Here is a 21445-nt window from a genome sequence, read left to right as displayed (position 1 = left end):
ACCACCTCACATCAAAGCCTGTATCTGCTTGCTGGTTTCTACGTCGCTCTCCGCGGAGATCTTGTTGAGGAGCCATTCTTCGTCGATGTAGAACTGGCGTATGTAGTATCCAACTTTGTCTATGTCCCTAATGCCCTTCTCAACCATCCACTCAAGTATCAACCTGCGCTTTTCAATCTCAAGCTCTATTTCTCTAACGCTCATTCCCGTATGCTGGGCCAGAATGTTGATCGTTCTGCTTGGAACACCTGTGGGAACGAGTTCATCTTTGGCCGGATCGTACTTGTAAAGGGTGTTGAGCTGTATGCTCTCGCCCTCAAGGCCAGAGACCTCAGCTATCTCCGTTACACGTCTTATCGTCCCCTTCTTTCTGCTGTGGTAGCGAACCTGCATGAGGATTATGTCAAGGGCTGGAATCATGATCCTTGGAACGTTCATTGGAGGACTTTCAAGCCTGACTATAGTCTCACGGGCGCTGTTGGCGTGGATTGTACCCATGCAGTTTGAAAGGAGTATACCGTTGGCAACGTAGTTATGATCCTCATCAACGGTCAAGTCGTATAGATACTCTATGCCAACCTCCTCGGGATCCACTTCCTCCACTTCAACTACTCTGTCCCAGTACACGTCCCCATCCGCGATCAATTCGAGCCTCTTAGCCATCACCCAGGCATCCTCGTCCCCAATGTCTTCGGCAATTCTCTGAAGGGCGAGGGCTATTCCCCTAAGCGCTGAGCGCCTTATCTCGGACGTCCTGCCTTTCTCGACGTGCCTTATCAGGCTCTCGGTAATGGTTTCTCCCGCATATTTCGAGGCCAGCTTTGAAAGCTCGGCTACCGTCAGGTTCAACCGGGTGCGCAGGGGCTTTATCATCTCAGGCGATATCGGAACCCTGTAAGTGTGCCTTCCGCGGTACGGCCGCTTTTCCTTGAGGATGACCTCCAACTTTTCCCGTTTCCTCGAATGGGAGAGCGGTATCAGCGAGTCGAACTTCTTCAGATCCTCAACGCCGCTGACGATTACCCTGAATATGTGGCCTTCTTTAAAGCCCCTGTTCCTTACCTTTGAGACAGTGCTTATTATTCCAAGCCTCTGAAGGGCGTACCAGATTTTTCTGGCGGCGCTTTCGCTCTTTGTTGTCAGAATCACCGCAGGCCCGCTCTCATCCACGGAGCCATCGGCATCAAAGAGACCCGCTATGAAGTACCTCACGAGATCATCGTTTGTAAGGATAATATCCGGGACATCCCACGCCGCGGACTTCCTGCCCTTTGGAATCCCAAATATCCTGGACAGCATCTCATTGAATATCCTAGAGCCGTAGGTTACCACTGTGCTCGTTCCATTGTCCTTTATGCGCGGTGAGGACTCGGGTAGGAACTCCGAGATCGCTGAGGTGAAAGCCTCCATATAGTCAGGATCATCGAAGGTTGCTGAAAGGCGGTATCCGTCTGAGGAGAGGTATCCGTCGCCCAGTATTACTCCTGCAACGTAGGCAAGGCTGGTTTCAACTTCACGGACGAGCTTAACCGGTTTTGAGTTCCTTGATAGAAGGTACTCGGCGTTTTCTGGTGGTAGACCTCTGTTCGGGACTTTCTTCATTCCGCTTCCGTTTGGAACAAGGTAGTAATCACTTATTCCGGCATAAACCTCAAGGGAAACTACAGCCGGGCTCTGGGGAGCTTTGGGGGGTCTCATCATCACGGCAACCCTATCGCCCGGCCTGACCTTCTCCGCTTCCTTCCTAACCACGTCGCCGTCGCTGAAGACAAAGAACGGGTGGGTTTTCGTCAGGATAACCTCGTTGCCCGTTCTCGTCCTTATCCTCATCAGCTTCTCTCCCTTCCTTACTTTTCTGCGCCATACTACCGTGACAGTGTGTTTTCCTGCCTTCAGATTCGGCCCTACGCTAACCACCTCAAACTGGTCTTCAGGATCGAGCTCTATGTACTCAAGATCTTTGTATGTCTTTATCCTGTCAGAGTACTTGTTGAAGAGTTCCTCAACGACATCGCCTATCAGAACGAACTTTCCATTGGAGAGCTGTATGACCGAGAAATCGTAGAGGGCACCATTATGCCCCGTGTTCATTGCTGTAAACATCGTCCTGGCCTCTGGGCCACGAACCTCACCGACGATAATCCTATCAGGACGCATACGGAGGGTGTTTCTAACCAGGTCATCCATAGTGACTTCTCCCTTACCCTCAAGGTTGGGCGGCCTCGTCTCCAGCCTGACCCAGTGTTCCACTGGAAGCTGGAGCTCGGCGGTGTCCTCTATGCTGATAACGCGCTCACTAGGAGGGATGAACATTCCAAGGGAGTTGAGGGTAGTGGTCTTCCCTGAACCCGTACCACCAGCTACGAGTATGTTGGCTGGTTTAACTCCAAGTCCATCAACGAGAACCCAGAGGAAAGCAGCGACTTCGGAGCTCATTGTACCGTATTTGATAAGGTCTATGATCGTCAACGGATCCCTCTTGAACTTACGGATTGTTATTGTTGGTCCATCAAGACTTATCGGAGGTATTGTCGCGTTCACACGGCTCCCATCAGGAAGACGGGCATCCAAGAGAGGACTCTGCTGGTCTATTCTCCTTCCCACTTCCCTAGCTATACGCTCTATTATGTTCAGGATTTCCTTTTCATTCTCAAAGAGGACATTAGTCTTACACATGTTGAAGCGTCTGTGCCATACATAGACCGGACGGTTAGTTCCTATCACCATTACTTCTTCAAGGTTGTCGTCCCTTACAAGGGGGTCAAGCTTTCCGTAGCCGATCATCTGCTGAACTATCATGTCGGCGAGAACCTCGATTCTGCCTTCCGAGTAGTGTGGGGCCTCCTCTTTTATCATCTTTTTAACAGCGTTCATGAAGATCTTCCTGCGCTCCTCCGGATTTGGAATCGCAGTGGGATCAATCTGGATTTCGGTTATGGCCCTGTCTTTAATGCGCCTGAAGAGCTGCTCTTCCTCCTTTGAAAGTTTGGGGAGTCTGAGTTCGTATATGGGAACTGGTTCCCCCTTGACCTTCAGTATTCTCACGTTTCCGTAAGCATCCAGGACTTGAGCCCTGCCAGCGTACGAGGACTCCTCCTTCAATGACTCCGAGAAAATTGACCTGGCGTTGGACACAGGCTTGCTTGGTGAAGTTGGGATCGGTTGTGATGCCGTTGACCCGGAGGAACCACCAAGAAGCTCCGCAAGGAAATCAGCTCCCGTAGCCCCAGCGGATGGAGGCACTGGGGGCGCTGGTTCTGGCGTGCTCTGGGAAGGTGATAACCTTTTTTCCTTTTTAGTAGTTTTCTCTTTTTCCAATTTCTGAGGCTTCTCTTCCTTTCCCAGTAGCTGACTCAACAGATCAGCGCCAGTCTCGGGGGCGAGTGTAGAGTCCCGTTTTTCTGTAGCGGATCCCGAAAGTATATCCTCCAAGCTACTCGCACCTGAGGGCGGAACAGGATGCTCTTCGGAAACCTTATTTTTGCCAGACTGTTCTTTTTTGTCCTCTTTTTTTAGAATACCCGCTAGGGGATCCTCCCCGCCGGAGAGTATCTCATCTATCCATGAGAGGGACTCCTTTTTCTTTTTCTCATCCGGAAACAAGACTTATCCCCCTCCCACACTCCATTTTACGTTATAGCTTATTTCAATACTGCCACCCGTTGAATAAACAATCCACACTGGAAGCTCGTAGTCCATACTGGTTTCAAAATCAACCGTTGGGACGCTAATTTGAACTCCAGTCAAAAGCTTTGGAGTAAGCTGGAACAGATTCGAAGAGGTGTTCATGACTTGAACAGGCCCCCTAATCTTCCGCTGGAAGCCGCTGTACTCATAGAGCATGTCCTTGTACTCATCATACGTCATCGTTGGGCTCGGATCCATATCGCTGATCTCTCCATCGGAAAACACAACGGGAAGCGTGACTGCAAAGAAGGTCGGAGAGTTATCGGTAGGAGTTACAACAAAAGTAATTTTGCCCCCATAACCTAGTATCTTAATGTACCCATCGAGCACCGGGAAGATTGACCTCGCTGAGAGTGAGTAAGGGGAATTCACCAGAGGCGGAACTACTGAACCGCATGCCAAGTTGCTTCCATCTCCCTCTCCACCGCAGGATACCTGTGGAAGGGAATACGTCTGGGTGCGGACGCTCACTAGGTTTATGACAACTTTTTCATAGGGCATTAACCATATCCCCGGATTGCCGTTGAGCTGAAGCCTAGGGTTTGAAACTAATTCTGAAGTTGTCTCGTTGTCATTTAAGCGATAGACGGTAATAACGTAAGAGGGGTTCAAAACAAGGAACTTCGGAAACGGGGCCGTATTAACGACGGTCACATTCAGGTTGAGAGTTAGGACGCTATCCACACTACTCGCGGCCTTCACAGGGGGATAATAAAGAGAAGTCGTTATCACGCTAAAAATCATTAAAAAAACCAAAAGGCGTCTCATTTCCAACCACCTCAGGTAATGACTTTTGCAATAGTAATAGAGTTTTCGTTCTCAAGGATATCCGGCACAAAGATTGATGGGACTTTCACGATCACCATTATCCTGGTGGTTTCGGGCATTGACTGAAGACCGGTGCTCTTTTCGAGGTCCAGAAGTCTCCAGCCGTAGTTCTGGAGCTGAGCTTTGACTTCATCGCTAGCCTGTATCTTTCCGGCCGCTATTGCCTTTAGGATTTCCGCGAGGTTGACACTGTAAGAGTAGCTGGCCGAGGAACTCTGACTGCCAGACTGACTGTTGGAGTAGGAATCGCTCGCACTGCTACTGTCTGAGATTGAAGCCCCTCCGGGAGACTCAGAGGTGGAGTGGCTCTCACTGTAGGAAGTTGAGGAGGAAGTGGATGTCGAACTGGACTGACTCTGGGATTCACTCACGGATATTGAGCCACCCTCACTGACCGGAAGGAGCATGAGCTCAAGGTATCCGTCAACAACGGTTGTGTTAGCACCCCTGATGTAAAGCTTAATTCTGTCGCCTGGAGCGAACAACGCCCCGTTCATGTCCTTTCTCTGAAGTACTAGTGATATCTCAACCCATTCAACAGGAGCTATCTTGTACCCGATCAGGTCCTGGTAATTGTCCACTATAGATATGAGGGTCTTTGCCTGATCCTTTGAAATAAGGGACTTCTCACCGTTCCGCTCAAGAATGACATCCTGTCCCGGTATCTTATCAATCTCCAGCAGGTAGTACTCCTTCCAGAGGGAGAGCAGGTAGCTGTCTGGCTTTATTGACTTGACCTGCTCAATCGTTGTAGCGCTCTGTACCTGCTCCTCAAGGCTCTTCATAGTGGCCACTGCCTTTGTTCTGAGAGTATCAGGCAGGCTGAGGGAAAGCAGAGGCTGGAATGCTAACTCTATCTCCTGAATCTTCTGCTGCTTTGTCTGGTTAAGTTGCTTCTCATATTCACGCTGGTTTATCTCCTGGACACACTTCTCATAGGCAGTAACAGCCTGGTCAAAATACGTTCTCACATCAATACTGTTTAGTTCATCAAGACTGTTAGCCGAGGTTATTCTAGAAAGTGCGAGGCTCTTATACTGAAATGCCTTTTGACTGCAGTTGGAGTTCGAGAAATTGTACGAGCTGAAGTAGCGGTTTAGTTCACCGATTTTTTCGGCACGAGTATTTTCGAGTTTTGATGCCTTAGAGCTTTGGATATAGGAATAAACGCCAACAGATATGAGCAGAATTATTATTATCAGAATGGAAGCCCCAATCAAAATTCTCTTTCTACGCTCTTTCTGACGAATGCTACTCAAAGACCTAGGTCTGCGCGCCGGTTTTTTAGAGGGAGAAGGTTTGGGAGGAGCAGCTGGTGAAGGAGCCTCGCTCTCAGTTGCCATCCTTCCCAGTTCCCTCAGGCGACGAATTTTTGCTTCGATATCCTCAGCCATATTCAGCACCACCCACAGGGATTGATATAATGATCGTAAACCCCCGAAATAGCTTTTAGTTCTAAATCCTTATTTAGCTTTCGGTGGCGGAGATGGAAAAGCTAGAAATTAGAGTCGTGGAAATTCGCGGAAAATGCCCCGTTTTCAAGTTGGGGGACAAAATAGTAATAGAAGGGCCAAAGATAAACCTCAAGGAAACCGACGCAGTATGCACTCATGCCTTTGCTTCCATCCTCCCCTACATAGTTGCCCTTCGAAAGGGTATTAAACCCAGTGAGTTAGGCCTCGGCAGAGGGAAGAAGGCTTACGTCCAGTGCCTTGACCCTGGTCCGCCATACACTGGCGGGGGAACCGTGATCTTTGAGATAACGGTGGTGCGAGATGAAGGCGAGAAAGGCATGGAGAGTCGTGAGAGAGGTAGTGGATGAGGCTGACATAGTCGTTGAGGTAGTCGATGCCCGCGATCCCATTGGGACGAGAAACAGAAAACTTGAGAGGCTGATCCAGGAAGAAGGAAAGCCCCTGCTCATAGTCATGAACAAGGCGGATTTAGTTCCGAAAGAGTGGGCCGAGGAGTACAAGCGGAAGAGCGAGATCCCAGTGGTGTTCATAAGCGCAAGGGAGAGAAAGGGAACCGGGATACTCAGGAGGAAAATCAAAAAGCTTGCAAAGCCACTCTTGGAGGAAAAGGAGAGAGTCAAGGTTGCACTCATAGGCTATCCCAACGTCGGCAAGAGCACGATCATCAACACCCTGAAGGGTAAGAGGGCTGTGGGAACTGCACCGATCCCAGGATACACCAAGGGCAAGCAGCTCATAAGGCTGAGCAAGAAGATATGGCTCCTTGACAGTCCTGGAGTTATTCCGATAGACGACTTTGACGAGCTTGTTATTAGGGGGGGCTTTCCGGCGGACAAGATAGAGGAGCCAGTAAAACCCGCGGTGAAGCTCATTGGGAGAATACTCGAAACTAGAAAAGAAGCTATAACCGAGAAGTTTGGAATCACGGAGTTTGAAAGCGAAGAGGACATACTGAGGAAAATCGGTGAGAGAAGGGGCCTAATAAAGGCCGGCGGTGAAGTTGACCTCGAGGAGACGGCGAGATGGTTCCTCCGCGAGTGGCAGACCGGAAGGTTTACCCTCTTCGGGAGCGAGGAAGGGGGGAAGAGAGATTTCATCTGGGACTTCGAGGAGATCCTTAATGGGATTGAAGAAGATCTCCTCCTTGACCCGAGGAGGATACTCTGGAAGTACAGGGATGAGCTGAGGGAGAAGCTCGACGGCCAGAAGAGGGCTGGGGTGAGGGAGATTGAGGGCGTAACGGTCGGTATAGCGACCGGGTTTAAGAAGTGCGATTCGGCCGTTAAGTTCCTCGAAGAGCTGACCGGAAAGCATGTCTTGGCAAGCGAGTGCTTCGGGAAGAAGTGGAAAGGTGTTGTGGCGGTGATAGAGTGATGAGGTTATTGCTAACAACCTCCCAGGGGATCGAAGACATAGCCGGAAGAGAGGTCGCCTCGCTGATGGAGAGGCTTGGAGTTCCGTTTCGAGTGGAAGAGAAGCCCTTAGGCGTTGAGGGGAGACTGCTCCTTGAGGTTGGTGAAGCTTACTATATCGACAAGAAGGGGAGGAAGAGGGAGCTGAGCATAGCAACCTACCTCAACGAGAACTCAAGGCTCCTCCATCGAGTTATTCTGGAAATAGCGAGCGAGAGGTTTGAGGGAATTGGTGAAGACAAACCAGAAACTGCCCTCAAGAGGATAAAAGAGTTTGTCTCCTCCCTTCCGGTTGAGCGCTTCGTGAAGGTAAGCGAGAGCTTTGCAGTGAGGCCCTTCAGGAAGGGAGAGCACAAGATAACGAGCGTTGATATCGCCAGAACCGTTGGAGAAGCCATCTTCGAGAGGCTCTCACGCTTTGGAAGCCCAAAGGTGAACCTAGACCATCCGGCCGTCATCTTCCGCGCCGAGCTTATCGGCGAGGTTTTCTTTTTAGGAATAGACACAACCGGAGATTCCTCGCTCCACAAGAGGCCCTGGCGCGTTTACGACCACCCGGCGCACCTCAAGGCGAGTATTGCAAATGCGCTCATAGAACTGGCTGAACCGGACGGCGGGCTCTTCGTAGACCCCTTCTGCGGGAGCGGGACGATACTGATTGAGCTAGCCCTCAGAGGATATAATGGGAAGATAATCGGCGTCGAAAAGTACAGGAAACACCTAAGGGGTGCGAAGATGAACGCCTTATCAGCTGGAGTGTTAGATAAGATCGAGTTCATCCACGGTGATGCCACAAAGCTTTCCCAATATATTGAGAGCGTTGACTTCGCGGTTAGCAACCTTCCCTACGGTCTGAAGATTGGAAGAAAGAGCATGATACCGGGGCTTTACATGGACTTCTTCAGCGAGCTGTCGAAGGTTCTCGAAAAGCGCGGTGTCTTCATAACGACGGAAAAGAAGGCGATAGAGAAGGCCATAACCGAGAACGGATTCAAAATCAAACATCATCGGCTCATAGGGCATGGCGGGCTCATGGTTCACACTTACGTGATCGAGTGAGCTTTCGCAAACTTTTTTAAGTTGTATTTCATATGTTTTTCGGGGATGAGCAATGAGGAAGGCTGGTGCTGTGGTTTTAGCGTTGGCACTTGTTCTCGCGATAGGGCTCGGCGTGAACTACGCGATTAACCACTACGGAAGCTTCAACTACGAGTGGAAGTCCAGCTTCAAGGACTACCACACCTACCAGCTGACCGGGAACTCCCTTCTCAACGGCTACATCAAGGCAGACGGGGAGGTCAGCATCTACATCCTCACCAAAAAGGACTTCGAGAGGATGAGACGCGGCGAGAACTTCAGCTACTACAAGGCCTGGGAGAACGTTCGGAGCGTCGAGTTCGATGGCATTAGGATACCGGACGGGGAGTACATCCTCGTCGTCAAGAACGAAGGGGAAGGAATGAGGTGGATTTCAGCGAAGGTCATAAACAAAAAAGAGTAGTCAGCACAGTATCGAGCCCTCGCTCAGAACGTCGAACTCAGCCTTCCCTATCCCCTCTATCCACGCCTCGATGTGGTCGCCGTGCCTGAGCGGGCCCACACCTGCCGGCGTTCCTGTCGCTATTATGTCCCCCGGCTCGAGTGTCATTACCGAGCTTATATACTCTATCAGCTCCGGAACCTTGAAGACCATCCCGCTCGTCCTTCCAAGCTGTCTGAGCTCTCCGTTCACCTTGAGACCGATTTCGAGGTCTTCAACCTTTAACTCGCGCTTATCAACGACCCTTGGCCCAACGGGGGCGAAGGTGTCGAAGCCTTTGGAGATAGTCCAGGGAAGGCCCTTTCTCCTTGCCTCGGCCTGAAGGTCTCTGGCGGTAATGTCGAGCATTATCGTGTAGCCCATGACGTAGTCCATCGCCTTCTCAGCCGGAACGCGCTTTGCCTTCTTTCCGATGATGACAGCCAGCTCAACCTCGTGGTCAACCCTCTTGCTCACCCTGGGCAGAATTATCGGGTCTCCCGGGCCGATGAGCGCGCTCGGCGGCTTGAGGAAGAAGACCGGCTTCTCCGGGACGTCGCTCTCCATTTCCTTTGCGTGCTCCGCGTAGTTTTTGGCTAATGCCACTATCTTGCTCGGGCGGAGCTCATAAAAACCGTCGCGGAATGTAAGGCGGATCATGGTATCACCCTCGTAACTTTTACCTCACTCTTTAAAGCCAATTTTCTTTTCAAGTACTTTAATTATCCATTCATTTTCATAAACCGAAGGAGGGTTCTTAGAAAATTCAACGATGAAGCGAGAGCCATCTTTGATCTTTTCGGTCCTTGTGAATAAGTAAAACTTGTCACTCTCTTCAAATCCGAAGTGTTTTTTAAGCAGTTCCTCCATGGCGGGAGATAACGTCCTAACCTGAATTGATCCTGCTTCTTTGTGTGTTTGCTCAAGATATTCCAACAGCTTTTTGAAGCTCTTGGTTACCTTCCCATCGTCTTCTCTTCTAAGAAAGGGATTCGGTGAAAAATCAAAAACAACGATCTTCGAATCCACGAGAGCATATCTAATGCCAATGATGTAGTTTGAAAGGGAAGAAACACCATTACCGTAGTGAAGGCTCGCGCACCTGAGTTCGTTTCCCTCATAAAACATTTCCAAGAGTTTGTCCTCAATCTCGGTTTTGGCCTTTCTTCTGGCAACGTAATTCACCCACCGGGCCTCTTCAAAGAACCGGCATGAGTTTGAACCCGAGGCCAGGAAGAAATCGCCGCCTATGTAGTTTTCGTTGAGCGCCTTAAGCTCCCCGTCGTGTCTCAGGGAGAACACGGCATTGTACAGCGGGATCGCTCGATCTAAGAACGTTCCCCAGTCAAACTTCCCAAGGAAGCCGGTCAACCCTTCAATCCAGTCGATCCCAAGGAGAACCATGTAGGGACAAAGAGTATATGCAAGGTCTTGAAAACGTGTTTTCTTTTTGGTAGACTTTTCCAAGTGGCTCAGGGCATTGATAAACCCCTGAAGGGAGTGGGACTCCTCCCAACATTCAACGATACCATAGGCCTTTTCGGGGGGCCACAGGAGTTGGTAGGGCTTTTTTGGTTTCTTGCCGTTTGGTTTTTCTCCAAGTATCCCTTGGAATGGAGCCAGAACCTTTAACTTAACTAGCTCGTTCAGAACCCTGCGCACCTGTTCCGGCCCAACGTCCAGTTTAGGCTCACCCTCTTTTTTTGAAATCTCCCTGAGCCTTTTTGTGAGGTTGTAAACTGTTAGCTCTTCCCCTTTCTCACCAAGCTCGATTATTTTCTTGGCGATCTTGAATTTGACTTTGTCTTTATCGTCTTTTGGATTGGCCATGATGCCACCCATAATCTTTGCATGGATATTCACAAAAAAGCCTTTCTTTTGAGAATACTATATTATAAAGTAAAACGTTGAACTATTATTGACAACCACTTGGAGGTGACCTCGATGGGGAAGAAGGGTTCCAAGCCCATGACATGGGACGCCGCAAGGAGGATTCAGAGCGCGGTGGACAGCGGAAGGGCCGTCAAAGCTGACGGAGGCTTTAAGAGCAGGGCCATGAGCGCCGCCGCGAGGAATTTTAAAAAAGACGACGAGGACTTTGAAGATTTCATTGTTGACTTAATTTCAGAAGCCCAAGAAGATGAGATAGATGATGTAGATGACGTTTTTGATATAGGCAACTGGTTTTGATTGCTCATTGTTTCTTTTCTTCAGTTTTTTAGTATATTTGACAAAAAACAAAAAAGTACTAACAAAAAGACAAAAGGGAAAAAAGTGTAAAATTAGTTTTTCAACGGCTCAGGAATAGCCTTATCCCACTGCTCCTGGGCCAGCTCACCGGTGTACTTGAACTTCTCGACCTTCTTCTCGGCCTCTTTCCTCTTCTTCTGGTGCTCCTTGAGGAAGTCCTGGACTTTCTTGATGAGGTAGCGCTTGCACTCGCCGCAGGTCAGCTCTCCGGCCTTACAGGCGTGGTAGCGCTCCATGAGCTTCTTGTCGTCCTCCTCGAAGAATATCTCAAGCCACTTGAAGACGACACACTTCTCAGGGTTTCCACCCTTCTCCCGCTGCTCCTTGAGCGTTGGCTGGCCGCCGGTGAGGGCAAACCTCCATATCTTCTTTCCAGCTTCTTCCGGATCGTCGGTGAGGTAAACGGCCGTTTCGGGCTTGCTCGCGCTCATCTTGCCCTCGAGGCCCGTTAAGGGCGGAACGAACTTGGAGTGGAGGGCGGCAGTCTTGTAGTAGCCTAAGCTTTCAGCGAAGTCCCTCTGGAGCCTCCAGTAGGGGTCCTGGTCTATGGCGGCAGGAATCAGACAGCGCTTCTTCTCGAAGAACGTTGGAGCGGCTTGTATTGCTGGGTAGAATATCATTCCAATCTTGCTCTGCTCGTTGAAGCCGAAGACTGCCCTCGCCATCGAGAAGTTTATCTTCTTGGCTATCGGGAGGGCCATTTCGTAGATCTTGGTGAACTCGCTGTTCTGGAAGATGAAAGTCTTGTCAGGGTCGAAGCCCACAGCAATTATGTCGAGGATGTTCTCGTAGGCCCACCTCTTGGTATCCTCAAAGCTCAGCTTCTCCTTGAAGAGGAACTTCTCGTCGTCGGTTATCTGGATGTAGAGGTTCACCCCAAACTTCTCCTGAAGCCACTTGGTCGCGAAGAAAGGAATGATGTGGCCGATGTGCATCGGGCCACTCGGGCCTCTGCCGGTGTAGAGGAAGAAGCCCCTCCCGCTTTCGTAGTCGTCGAGGATTTTGTCGTAGTCCCTGTGGGAGAAGAAGAACCTCCTCCTGAAGAATATCGGGAGTTCGCTCTTAGTCAGCTTCGCCGTTCTCTCCAGGAGATCGTCCGTCAGCGGCGTCGTCCCGAACTCCTTTATCAGCCTGTCGTAGTCAACCATTCCCTCAACGTCCCAGGGGGTAACCTTAAAGTCGTCCATTCAAACACCTCCGTTTCCAGTGGAAAGGAAACTCCAGACTAAGGCGGTGCAGAAGAGATAGGCTTCACCAAGGCCAAAAACGACCACCGAACATGGAAGAAGAAAGGGCGAGGAGATTTTAAAGTTTTTGGGTGCGAAAGTGTTTTTAGGGAAATGTAGCACAACTAATTGGTGGGAGTATGGAGGTAGTTGAGGCTGTTTACGAGAACGGCGTCCTCAAGCTCAAGAAAAAGCTCAACTTACCCGATGGTACCGAGGTCAGTGTTAAGCTCATCCCCAAGAAAATATCCGAGAAGACCTTTGGAATCGTGAAGCTTGGTAAAGAGGAAGTTGACAAAATCATCGAGGAGATAGAGGATGAGTGGTAGCATCTTCTTTGATTCGAACGTTTTAATTTACCACCTAAGTGGAATACAAGAGGCAAAAGCTTTGATTCAATCTGTAGAGAACGGGAGTATCAGAGGCTTTATAAACCCAATTGTGGTCTCAGAAGTTCTCTTCTTTTACATAAAAGCCAATACTGGAATGAAGTCATATGAGCTGAAAAAACGTCCAGAGAATCTTTCTAAATTGGATCTGGAACCGGTTTTCGAGCTGTTCTCACTTTTCAAAATTCTCGACTTGAACTCTGACATCGTGAGAGAGTCTAGAAACTACATCAAAGATAGTCTCCTTCTGCCCAATGATGCCCTTATTGCCGCCACATGTAGCTTCTATGGAATTTCCACACTGGCTACTTTTGACGATGATTTCAAAAGAGTGCCCCATCTCAGGATAATTCAAAGTGTGAACGAGGTGTAAATGTGAATAAGGAAGTCGAAGGCACGCTCCTCGCTTTTCTCGTCCTCCTTGCTTTGGGTCTTGAGCCAGCCATCATAAGGGCCAATCCCTCCAATCCAATCGGCTTCATAACCCTGTCCATCTTCTCCGCGGCCCTTATCCTGTGGGTGGTTCTTCTGGCAACTGGCAGGTTCGGAGAGATTCGAGAGAAACCTGCCGAGCTTAAGAAGACCTTCCTAACCGGCCTTTTTGCCACCGCCATTGCCTACTCCCTCTACTCGCTCGGGACAAGCATGAGCACGGCCGTGAACTCAGCCATAATAACGCGCCTTGAGGTGTTCTATTCCCTCGCCATCGGTTGGCTTCTCCTCAGGGAGAGGGTGAGCGGAAAGGCTCTGACCTCTTCGCTCCTGCTCTTCGGCGGGGTCTTTCTAGTACTCACGCAGGGAAAGTTGATAACACCAAGGAAGGGCGATCTCCTGCTCCTCCTAACGCCGCTATTCTGGCAACTGGGACATACTGTTGCAAAGTTCACCGACTACTCGCCGCTGACGATAGCTACACTCAGGAACACCTTTGGCTTTCTCCTCCTACTCCCACTTGCGCTCCTGAGCGGAATTCGGCTAACCAAGCCCGCCGTTGCGGAGGGAATCATAATAGCGACAACTCAAACCCTATGGTACGCCTCGATTTCAAGAATAAACCTCTCGAAGGCCACCGCGATACTCACTCCAGCTCCGGTCGTCACGATAGCGGTAGCTATAGCCTTCCTCGGTGAGAAGGTTGGGGTTTATCATTTACTCGGCTTCCTTCTTGTAACAATCGGAACGCTTCTGATAGCCTTTGAGGAAAGCGGGAAGAGGTAACCGTGCATATTCCAAAGTGTTCCTCTTGTACATTGGCAAGGAAACGCTCAGCCCGTATCTAGGAGTTCCTTGAGCTTTTCATCCTTTCCCGGGGCTATGAGTTCAGCGGCAACCGCGTAGAGGCCAGCCTTGAGGAGTGCCTCTTCACTAAGCTCGCCGTTGGCTATCTCCCTTACCTTTTCCCTGAGTTCTTCAGCGGCTTTGCTCCTAACCTCTGGAGAACCGACAAGCTCAACGGCCTTGAGGAGGGAGAGGACTTCTAACTTTACTCCCTCCGGGACTGTCTCCAAGATCCATTTTGGGGTGTCCTGCTTCTGAACCTGAGGGTATTTTGGGGTTTTGCCCGCTGTTTTCCTGTATTCTGCAGGAAGCATCTTCGCGATGATCTTTATAGCTTCTACAAGTTCGGGAATTTTTTTGATATCTCCATTTATCGGCGCGAGACCTTGTCCACCAGATCTTTTCTTCTTTTCTTCGATGATCTTATCTGCAGCTTCTGCTGCGAGTTTTATTGCTTTTATGAATTCCTGTGGGTTTGCGATCGCATTGGGGTTCTTTCTCTTCACATTTTCAAGAATTAATCTGCTTACTCGATCAATTTGTTTCGTCTTAAATTCTTCAAAAGGAATCAGGGGGTATCCGGCATAATTGCTCATGGAACTGGCTGACAGATTTTTCAATCTATTCTCTTCTTCTTCGTTTAGTGCTACGATATGAATATCTCCCCGTTTGACTGCTGGCCATAGGGTTTTTTCTATTGTTATTGTTGCATCTCGTCTATCTTTATGTGCTGCGGTGAGCAATAGATGTAGAATTTGAAGGAATGTTGCATATTTTAATGCGTCCTCTTTAGATTCTGCGAATGCACGCACCGTTGTCCTGTATTTGTCATATGGGTTTTTTCGGGATGTTCTACCTCGTAGTGAGTCAGCGCATCTTCCATTGCTTTCTCTAATGTTTCGTTGAATTCTACACCTTCTTTTTCAAAGAGTTCACGTAAATGGTTAATCTCGGCTAAAAGCGTTTCGTTTCTTGCTACCCTTGCTGTTAGTACGACTTTTTTTTGTTTTTTCCTAACCCTAAAAATCCTTCTGGTACGGATAGCTTCGCTTCGTATATTTTTTTCTGGTATCTGCTTACCATCTTGTAATCACCCTATGGTTATTACGTATCCGTGTTTTATATTCCATACCCTTCCAGACAGCAACGTTGCCAACATATTTTTCGTAACTATGCTTACTGTAATCGGCCTGTTGTTGCGCTTGCTGACACTTCAGCTAACAATGTTATTGATTAACGATCACATTTACCTATTATCGCCCAAATCAATAAAACCCTTTCGAAAAGCTTTTGACTTCCCGGGCGAATTACCAACCATGAGGAGCCTTGATGAGATTGAAGAGATCCTTAGAATGCACAAGCGCGAGCTTGAGGAGAAGTTTGGAGTCAAAGAGATAGGAATATTCGGCTCCTACGTTAGGGGAGAGGCAAGGGAAACGAGCGACGTTGATATTCTCGTGGACTTCCACAGAATCCCCTCCCTTCTGGAGTTCATTCGGCTTGAGGAGTACCTCGAAGACCTCCTCGGCGTCAGGGTTGACCTCGTCATGAAGTCCGCGCTAAAGCCGAAGATAGGTAAGCACGTGAAGAGGGAGGTCATCTACGTATGAAGCGAACCCATGAAGATTATCTCAACGACATAGCCGAGGCCATCTCGTTAATAGAAGAGTTCACGGAAGGAATGACCTTCGAAGAGTTTCTGGCGGATAGAAAGACCCAGTTTGCAGTAATCCGGGCGCTTGAAGTCATTGGTGAGGCCGCCAAAGCCATTCCCGACGACTTCAAGAGGTCTCATTCCCGGCTCCCTTGGAGGGAGATGGCTCGGATGAGGGATAAGCTTATCCACGCGTACTTCGGCGTTGACCTCCGCGTTGTCTGGAAGACCATAAAAGAAGACATTCCACTCCTTAAGGAGATGCTCTCAGACGTTCTGTGACCTTTACAAAGGAACACAGCTTGCTCCTTCTTCCCTAAGATGCTGAAGTGGCCCTATGAACTCCCATTAAACTCCTTCAAGTCCCAAACCAAAAAGCTCTCTTCCCTAAGTCCATCCTTCCCATCAATCCCCTTCGCTATCAATCCATAACTTCTCTCCCAATCCTCTAGCCCGACGAGTTCCGCCTTCCTCTCTAAATCCTTCAAAATCCCTCTCGCTTCCCTTTTCCCCAAATCCTTCCACTTGACTTCGACGAAGAGCGCTTTTCTCTCCCGCTCGTTGAGAGCGACGAGGTCTATTTCTTCTCCTTTGTACCACCAGCGACCAATTTTGGTGAGTCTGAAGGGGAGCTTTCCTGCCTTGTTCATCCCCACGAGGAACTGCCTGGCGACCTTCTCGAAGACCCGGCCGAGGTAGTGTGGATAAGTCTCCCTGATCTCAGCCACCTCAAAAGTCCCCTCTTCGATGCGGGAGAGGTTCGGATAGACGAAGCGGAACCAGAAAGCTAGGAAGTTATCAGCCAGATAGTAGCGCCCCCTCTTTGAGGTCGGCTTCTCCGTCACCGGAACCTCACGGATGAGAAGATCAACGGAAATGAGGTTCCTGAGGTAGGGGGTTATGTCGGAGTGCCTCATTCCCGTGAAGTCCCTTATCTCCTTCGGGGTTGTCCTTCCGAGGGCTATCGCCTCTAGGATCCTCTTGTACGTGCTTATCTCGCTGAACTCGTAGCGGAGGAGGAAGTCAACCTCGTCCCTGAAGAAGCTCACGGGGTCTTTCAGTTCTTTCTCAAGCCACTCCCAGAAGGGAAGTTTAACGCGGGTGATGTAAAAGGGAATCCCATCGGTGAGTCCATAAATTTCAACCAGCTCCTCCCAGCTCGCCTCTGGGAAGAACTCTTTGAGGGCAAAGAAACTCATCGGCTTGAGCTTCATAGAGCCGGTTCTCCTGCCGTAGAGGGGGCTCTTGTAGCTGAGAACCTTTTCTGCCATCATTCCGACTGAAGAGCCCAGGAGGATTAGCTTAGTCCCCGAGTTTGAGAGATCAATATCAATCGCCCTCTGAAAAACCGAGAGCACTTTTGGGTCTTCCTTTATCAGGTTCGGGAACTCGTCTATGACGATGACCTTTCCTTTGAGCGCGTGGAGCGTCCCCTCCCAGTCCTCTCGCGAGTACCTGACTTCCGGGAAAATCCTCTCGGCGGTCTCGCGGAAGTGCCTGAGGTTGTCCCCCTCGACGGCGAGGTAGTAAACGTGGGGAATCCCTTTGACCGCCTCAAGAACGAGCCTCGTCTTCCCGACCCTTCTCCTGCCATAGATGACTACAAGCTCGAAGTTCTCGCTCAGGAGTCTCTCGCGGAGGGATTCCAGCTCCTCCTTCCTGTCCACGAAGGGCATCACTTGATAATCACCATTATCATAATAGCAGTTATCATAATTAAGGCTTTCGATGCTCACCTTCCCTAGGAAGAGTTCAAGACAGAGGTATCCGTGAGCATGATGCTCAAGGCTCAAGCTTAAATTTCCCCGTTAGAAGTGGTGAGGGGTGATGTCATGAAGGTAGTTGTCCTCGGCTCGGGTTCCTACAGCGGGACTCCAAAGCCCCTCTGTACCTGTGAGAACTGTTCAAGGGCTAGAATAAATCCAGCACTGAGGAGGACTCGTTTTTCCCTCTACATAGGGGATGGAATTCTCGTTGACCCGAGTCCGGATTTACACTACCACCTCGAGCGGCTGAACAAGAGGATTGAGAAGGTCTTCATAACCCACGCCCACTTCGACCACATAGCCGGCTTTCCGGAGCTTCAGGTGTTCAAGGAAATAGACGTCTACTCCCACAGGCAGGCGGTCGAGATGGCGAGGCACCTCTCAGCCATCTTCCTCGGCGGAGCGGCCCCGGAAAACAGGGACTGGCGCTACCACGAGCTTGAATTCGGGAAGTGGTACAAGATTGAAGGAATGAGAGTCTATCACTTCAGAACTGTCCATCAGCCGATAGAGAACTCCGGCGGCTTCGTCTTCGAGATCAACGGGAGGAGAATAGCCATAACCGGGGACACCGGGCCGGAGATACTTCAGGACGGGGAGACGCTTAAGCTCATCGAGGGCGCTGACCTTCTAATAGCTGAGATGACCCACAGGGAGTCAATTCCAAGAGTTCACCTCGGCGTTAATGACGCCATAAAGCTTGCCGAGCTTACCGGCGCTTCATACACCATATTCGCCCATATAAGTCACAGCAACTACACGCACGAGGTTCTTGAGAAGAAAGTAAGGGAGAGGGGGATAAGGGGAGAAGTTGCGAGAGACTTTACTTGGGTTGAGGTTTAGCTTTCAAAGCTTCCCGTTCTCCCTGAGCCACTCTCCGTACTTAACGAGCGCATAGACTGCATCGACGCCGTCCTCAACTGTCTCATAGACCGGAATGCCCTTCAGCTCGATGTTCCTTGCCATCTTGTGTGGATAGGCCCCCCCGGGTGCAACGAAGACTATCGGCTTGCCGTAGGCCTTCATTCTCTCCATAGCCTCAACAATTCCCTCGTCAAGTGCGGGGCTCTGGAAGAGGGCTATGACGACGAGGACGTCAACGTTCGGGTCTTCTAGGGCATAGCGCATGGCTATCTCGTAGCGGCTTGAGGGTGCGTCGCCTATGACGTCGATTGGGTTCTTGTAGCTCATGTGGTGCGGGAGCTTTCCTTCCTTGATGTCCCTCTCAAACTTCTCGTTGGTCTCCTCGCTGAGCTCGGCGAGCTTTATGCCCTTCTCAAGCAAGCCGTCGCTCATCATGACTCCAGCTCCACCGCCGTTGGTGACGATGGCCACGCGGTTGCCCTTAGCGGGGCTCTGCATGGCCAATGCCTTCGCGTAGTTGAAGAGCTGGCGCATGCTCTTGGCTTCCAGAACTCCGGTCTGCTCAAAGGCAGCCTGGTATATCCTGTAAGAGCCGGCGAGAGAGCCAGTGTGGGAAGCGGCCGCCTTTGCCCCTGCCTCCGTCCTTCCAGCCTTGAGGATAACGACGGGCTTCTTGAGAGTCACTTCCTTTGCCGTGTTGAAGAACTTCCTCCCGTCCTTGACTCCCTCAATGTAGCCGGTTATGACGCCCGTCTTCGGGTCGTCGCCAAGGTATGCCATGAAGTCGCTCTCGTCGAGGTCAGCCATGTTGCCGAGGCTGATGAACTTACTCATCCCTATCTTGTGGCTGGCGGCCCAGTCGAGGATTGCAGCGCCGAATGCCCCGCTCTGGCTCATGAAGGCGACCTTTCCAAATGAGGGCCTAGCCTGCCTCTCGGGCGGGTTGAAGTTGCAGTCGAAACCGTTCTCAAGGTTGGTAACTCCAAGGCAGTTCGGACCGACAACGCGGATTCCCCACTTCCTGGCCCTCTTTACGAGCTCTTCTTCGAGTTCAACGTTTCCCGCCTCCTTGAAACCAGCGGAGATGACAACTGCCGCTTTAACGCCCTTCTCACCGCACTCATCAATAACATCGGGCACGAACTTCGCGGGGACGGCTATAACGGCGACGTCAACCTCATCTGGAATCTCCTTAACGCTCCTGTAGACCTTGAACTTCTTCCCATTTACCTCGATTTCCCCGCCCTTTATGTTAACGGGATAGACCTTCCCGTCGAAGCGGAGGGTTATCGAGCGCATTATGGCGTTTCCAACCTTCCCGGGGACGTTTGAGGCACCTATGACTGCGACGCTCTTGGGATAAAACAGGAAGTCCAGGTTCGGGCTCTCCACCGAAATCACCTCCGAAGCTTTTTCGGGCACGGGTTTTTAAGCGTTCCCTGGATATGGATTTTATATCCACTGGTGGTCAGGCTTTACATATATAAACCTGCCGGTGATGAAGTTTTGAGGGCGAACAAAAGAGTTAAATGCCCGAACGTTAAAAGAGACGTTAGAACGTTTAAATTGGGTGATCGAAATGGCAAAAGTGAAAGTGATCACTGACCCAGAGGTCATAAAGCTGATGCTGGAAGACACAAGGAGGAAGATACTCCAGCTCCTGAGGAACAGGGAGATGACGATCTCCCAGCTGAGCGAAATCCTCGGGAAGACACCCCAAACCATCTACCACCACATCGAGAAACTCAAGGAAGCAGGGCTGGTAGAGGTCAAGCGGACGGAGATGAAGGGCAACCTCGTGGAGAAGTACTACGGAAGGACGGCTGATGCGTTCTACATAAACCTATATCTCGGCGACGAAGAGCTCCGCTACTTCGCCCGCTCAAGGCTCAAGACGAAGCTCGAGATATTCAAGGCCTTGGGCTATGAGTTCAACGATGAGGAGCTTCTCAACGTCATGGACGAAATCCTCAAGAAGGAGCACGAGTACAAGACGGAGATTTCAAAGGAAATTGAAGCCAACGAAGAAAAGCTGAAGGACTTCTCAGACGAGGACATAATCCACGCAATAGAGTGGCTTGCCATGGCCAGGATGGGCAGAGACGAAGAGGTTCTCAACCTGCTCAGGAAGCTTGGGGAGATCCTCAAAAAGGAGGAATAATGAATGGCGAGGGGGATAAGGCTTCTCGTACTGGACGTGCTCAAGCCGCACCAGCCGATGGTGACCGACCTCGCGCTTGGTCTGAGCGAGCTTGAGGGGGTTGACGGCGTCAACATAACCCTAGTTGAGATCGATAAGGAGACGGAAAACGTAAAGATAACCATAATGGGTGACAACCTTGACTACGAAGAAATTGTCAGGACAATCGAGGAGTTCGGCGGCGTCGTCCACAGCATAGACATGGTGGCGGCCGGAAAGAGGATAATCGAAGAAGAGGAAACTCCCCAGGACAAACTGGAGGAGTACTGAGGGCCGGCTATGAGAGAAGTTTTGATAATCACGAACCCGAAGACCGTAAAGGTGCTCTCAGACCCAACCAGATTTCAGATACTCAAACTGCTCAGAGAAAGACCGATGAGCGTCAACGAACTGAGCGACTTCCTGGAAAAGGACAGAACAACGGTTTACAGACACATAAAGGCCCTAGAATCCGAGGGACTTGTGGAAGAGATAGACACCAATGGAAACGAGAGGATATACGCGAGAGCGGCGAGGATGTTCCTGATAAAGGCCGAACCCGATGAGAGCATCGAGGAGTTCAGACAGTCCTACCTGCAGATTGAGGCTGAGAAGCTCGTCCAGATACTAGAAAAGAGCGGATTTAAGATAAAAGATAGAGGAACCCTCAAGGTTCTTATCAAAGAAGTACTTGACACCATTGAAATCCGCTCTCAGCCAATAATAAAGCGCATCTCAGAGGCAGATGTCGAGCTGAGCGAAATAGAGCTGTTCCATCTTCTCAACATGCTCGTCTTCCTTCAGAGCTGTGAGCTTTGCGAACATGCGAAGAAAGTTAGAGACCTCGTTTCGTTCTGATGCGTCCATTCTAGTTAATTCTTATTTTCGACCTCAAACTATTAACCACCCGAACAGAAC

General features: G+C 50.2%; 23 protein-coding genes. 14 read left to right on the top strand and 9 right to left on the bottom strand.

Annotation, left to right across the window (positions count from 1 at the left end; translation table 11 throughout):
- Positions 1 to 6: 6 nt before the first annotated feature.
- From A0127_RS05930 to A0127_RS05920, 3 genes are all read right to left on the bottom strand, one after another.
- Positions 7 to 3603, bottom strand: coding sequence for an ATPase, T2SS/T4P/T4SS family (locus tag A0127_RS05930; RefSeq protein ID WP_062389192.1), 3597 nt, complete (start codon positions 3601 to 3603; stop codon positions 7 to 9).
- 3 nt (positions 3604 to 3606) lie between these two features.
- A complete protein-coding gene (locus A0127_RS05925) occupies positions 3607 to 4389 on the bottom strand; it encodes a hypothetical protein (RefSeq protein WP_156471164.1) in 783 nt (260 codons plus the stop codon).
- 77 nt (positions 4390 to 4466) lie between these two features.
- Positions 4467 to 5909 carry a DUF515 domain-containing protein gene (locus A0127_RS05920; protein WP_062389185.1) on the bottom strand — a complete coding sequence of 481 codons (1443 nt, stop codon included), beginning with the start codon at positions 5907 to 5909 and terminating at the stop codon, positions 4467 to 4469.
- 92 nt (positions 5910 to 6001) lie between these two features.
- On the opposite strand from A0127_RS05920, the gene A0127_RS05915 reads away from it, so the two are divergent.
- The 4 genes from A0127_RS05915 to A0127_RS05900 are packed head-to-tail and all read left to right on the top strand — an operon-like array spanning position 6002 to position 8903.
- Positions 6002 to 6337, top strand: a complete 336-nt coding sequence (locus A0127_RS05915) for a TIGR04076 family protein (RefSeq protein WP_062389182.1) — start codon at positions 6002 to 6004, stop codon at positions 6335 to 6337.
- Entirely contained in the window at positions 6291 to 7364 is a 1074-nt protein-coding gene (locus tag A0127_RS05910; protein WP_062389178.1) for a GTPase, read from the top strand. Before A0127_RS05915 ends, A0127_RS05910 begins: the two co-directional genes overlap by 47 nt.
- Positions 7364 to 8461: a tRNA (guanine(6)-N2)-methyltransferase gene (gene trm14 / locus A0127_RS05905; protein WP_062389174.1), complete on the top strand. Its 1098-nt coding sequence runs from the start codon at positions 7364 to 7366 to the stop codon at positions 8459 to 8461. Before A0127_RS05910 ends, trm14 begins: the two co-directional genes overlap by 1 nt.
- 52 nt (positions 8462 to 8513) lie before the next feature.
- Entirely contained in the window at positions 8514 to 8903 is a 390-nt protein-coding gene (locus tag A0127_RS05900; protein ID WP_054840702.1) for a hypothetical protein, read from the top strand.
- Here A0127_RS05900 and A0127_RS05895 read toward each other — a convergent pair whose 3' ends face one another.
- Positions 8904 to 9581 carry a fumarylacetoacetate hydrolase family protein gene (locus tag A0127_RS05895; RefSeq protein ID WP_062389170.1) on the bottom strand — a complete coding sequence of 226 codons (678 nt, stop codon included), beginning with the start codon at positions 9579 to 9581 and terminating at the stop codon, positions 8904 to 8906.
- 24 nt (positions 9582 to 9605) lie between these two features.
- On the bottom strand, positions 9606 to 10763 hold the full coding sequence (locus A0127_RS05890) for a hypothetical protein (RefSeq protein WP_156471163.1): 1158 nt from the start codon (positions 10761 to 10763) through the stop codon (positions 9606 to 9608).
- Positions 10764 to 10865: 102 nt separating this feature from the next.
- Between A0127_RS05890 and A0127_RS05885 the strand changes: the two genes are divergently transcribed.
- Positions 10866 to 11111 carry a hypothetical protein gene (locus A0127_RS05885; RefSeq protein ID WP_062389164.1) on the top strand — a complete coding sequence of 82 codons (246 nt, stop codon included), beginning with the start codon at positions 10866 to 10868 and terminating at the stop codon, positions 11109 to 11111.
- A gap of 92 nt (positions 11112 to 11203) precedes the next feature.
- Here A0127_RS05885 and A0127_RS05880 read toward each other — a convergent pair whose 3' ends face one another.
- A complete protein-coding gene (locus A0127_RS05880; protein WP_062389161.1) occupies positions 11204 to 12358 on the bottom strand; it encodes a tryptophan--tRNA ligase in 1155 nt (384 codons plus the stop codon).
- A gap of 179 nt (positions 12359 to 12537) precedes the next feature.
- On the opposite strand from A0127_RS05880, the gene A0127_RS05875 reads away from it, so the two are divergent.
- The 3 genes from A0127_RS05875 to A0127_RS05865 are packed head-to-tail and all read left to right on the top strand — an operon-like array spanning position 12538 to position 14004.
- Complete coding sequence (locus A0127_RS05875) at positions 12538 to 12726, top strand: antitoxin AF2212-like protein (RefSeq protein WP_062389157.1); 189 nt, start codon at positions 12538 to 12540, stop codon at positions 12724 to 12726.
- The gene (locus tag A0127_RS05870; RefSeq protein WP_062389154.1) at positions 12716 to 13159 is read left to right on the top strand and encodes a type II toxin-antitoxin system VapC family toxin; all 444 of its coding nucleotides are present in this window, start codon (positions 12716 to 12718) and stop codon (positions 13157 to 13159) included. The genes A0127_RS05875 and A0127_RS05870 overlap by 11 nt, the downstream gene beginning before the upstream one ends.
- A gap of 2 nt (positions 13160 to 13161) precedes the next feature.
- The gene (locus A0127_RS05865; protein ID WP_054840708.1) at positions 13162 to 14004 is read left to right on the top strand and encodes a DMT family transporter; all 843 of its coding nucleotides are present in this window, start codon (positions 13162 to 13164) and stop codon (positions 14002 to 14004) included.
- Positions 14005 to 14051: 47 nt separating this feature from the next.
- Here A0127_RS05865 and A0127_RS10485 read toward each other — a convergent pair whose 3' ends face one another.
- Positions 14052 to 14876 (bottom strand): hypothetical protein, encoded by an 825-nt coding sequence (locus A0127_RS10485; RefSeq protein WP_156471162.1) that lies wholly within the window; start codon positions 14874 to 14876, stop codon positions 14052 to 14054.
- Positions 14877 to 15380: 504 nt separating this feature from the next.
- Between A0127_RS10485 and mntA the strand changes: the two genes are divergently transcribed.
- Entirely contained in the window at positions 15381 to 15674 is a 294-nt protein-coding gene (mntA, locus tag A0127_RS05855; RefSeq protein WP_062389151.1) for a type VII toxin-antitoxin system antitoxin protein adenylyltransferase MntA, read from the top strand.
- Entirely contained in the window at positions 15671 to 16000 is a 330-nt protein-coding gene (locus A0127_RS05850) for a HepT-like ribonuclease domain-containing protein (protein ID WP_062389149.1), read from the top strand. The genes mntA and A0127_RS05850 overlap by 4 nt, the downstream gene beginning before the upstream one ends.
- Before the next feature lie 53 nt (positions 16001 to 16053).
- Here the strand turns inward: A0127_RS05850 and A0127_RS05845 are convergent, their stop codons facing one another.
- Positions 16054 to 17397 (bottom strand): ATP-binding protein, encoded by a 1344-nt coding sequence (locus A0127_RS05845; protein WP_062389146.1) that lies wholly within the window; start codon positions 17395 to 17397, stop codon positions 16054 to 16056.
- 153 nt (positions 17398 to 17550) lie between these two features.
- Between A0127_RS05845 and A0127_RS05840 the strand changes: the two genes are divergently transcribed.
- Positions 17551 to 18327 carry an MBL fold metallo-hydrolase gene (locus tag A0127_RS05840; protein WP_062389141.1) on the top strand — a complete coding sequence of 259 codons (777 nt, stop codon included), beginning with the start codon at positions 17551 to 17553 and terminating at the stop codon, positions 18325 to 18327.
- Positions 18328 to 18330: 3 nt separating this feature from the next.
- On the opposite strand, the gene A0127_RS05835 is transcribed toward A0127_RS05840, so the two are convergent.
- Complete coding sequence (locus A0127_RS05835) at positions 18331 to 19740, bottom strand: acetate--CoA ligase family protein (RefSeq protein WP_062389138.1); 1410 nt, start codon at positions 19738 to 19740, stop codon at positions 18331 to 18333.
- 187 nt (positions 19741 to 19927) lie between these two features.
- Between A0127_RS05835 and A0127_RS05830 the strand changes: the two genes are divergently transcribed.
- Genes A0127_RS05830 through A0127_RS05820 form a run of 3 tightly spaced genes read left to right on the top strand, consistent with a single transcriptional unit; the run spans position 19928 to position 21385 of the window.
- Complete coding sequence (locus A0127_RS05830) at positions 19928 to 20509, top strand: winged helix-turn-helix domain-containing protein (protein WP_062389136.1); 582 nt, start codon at positions 19928 to 19930, stop codon at positions 20507 to 20509.
- A 3-nt stretch (positions 20510 to 20512) separates the two neighbouring features.
- Positions 20513 to 20818, top strand: a complete 306-nt coding sequence (locus A0127_RS05825) for a DUF211 domain-containing protein (protein ID WP_011250833.1) — start codon at positions 20513 to 20515, stop codon at positions 20816 to 20818.
- 9 nt (positions 20819 to 20827) lie between these two features.
- Positions 20828 to 21385: an ArsR/SmtB family transcription factor gene (locus A0127_RS05820; protein ID WP_054840712.1), complete on the top strand. Its 558-nt coding sequence runs from the start codon at positions 20828 to 20830 to the stop codon at positions 21383 to 21385.
- Positions 21386 to 21445 lie beyond the last annotated feature (60 nt).

The sequence above is a fragment of the Thermococcus peptonophilus genome (genome assembly GCF_001592435.1).
GTDB classification, from domain to species: Archaea; Methanobacteriota_B; Thermococci; order Thermococcales; family Thermococcaceae; genus Thermococcus; species Thermococcus peptonophilus.
This window is presented reverse-complemented; position numbering and strand designations above follow the sequence as displayed.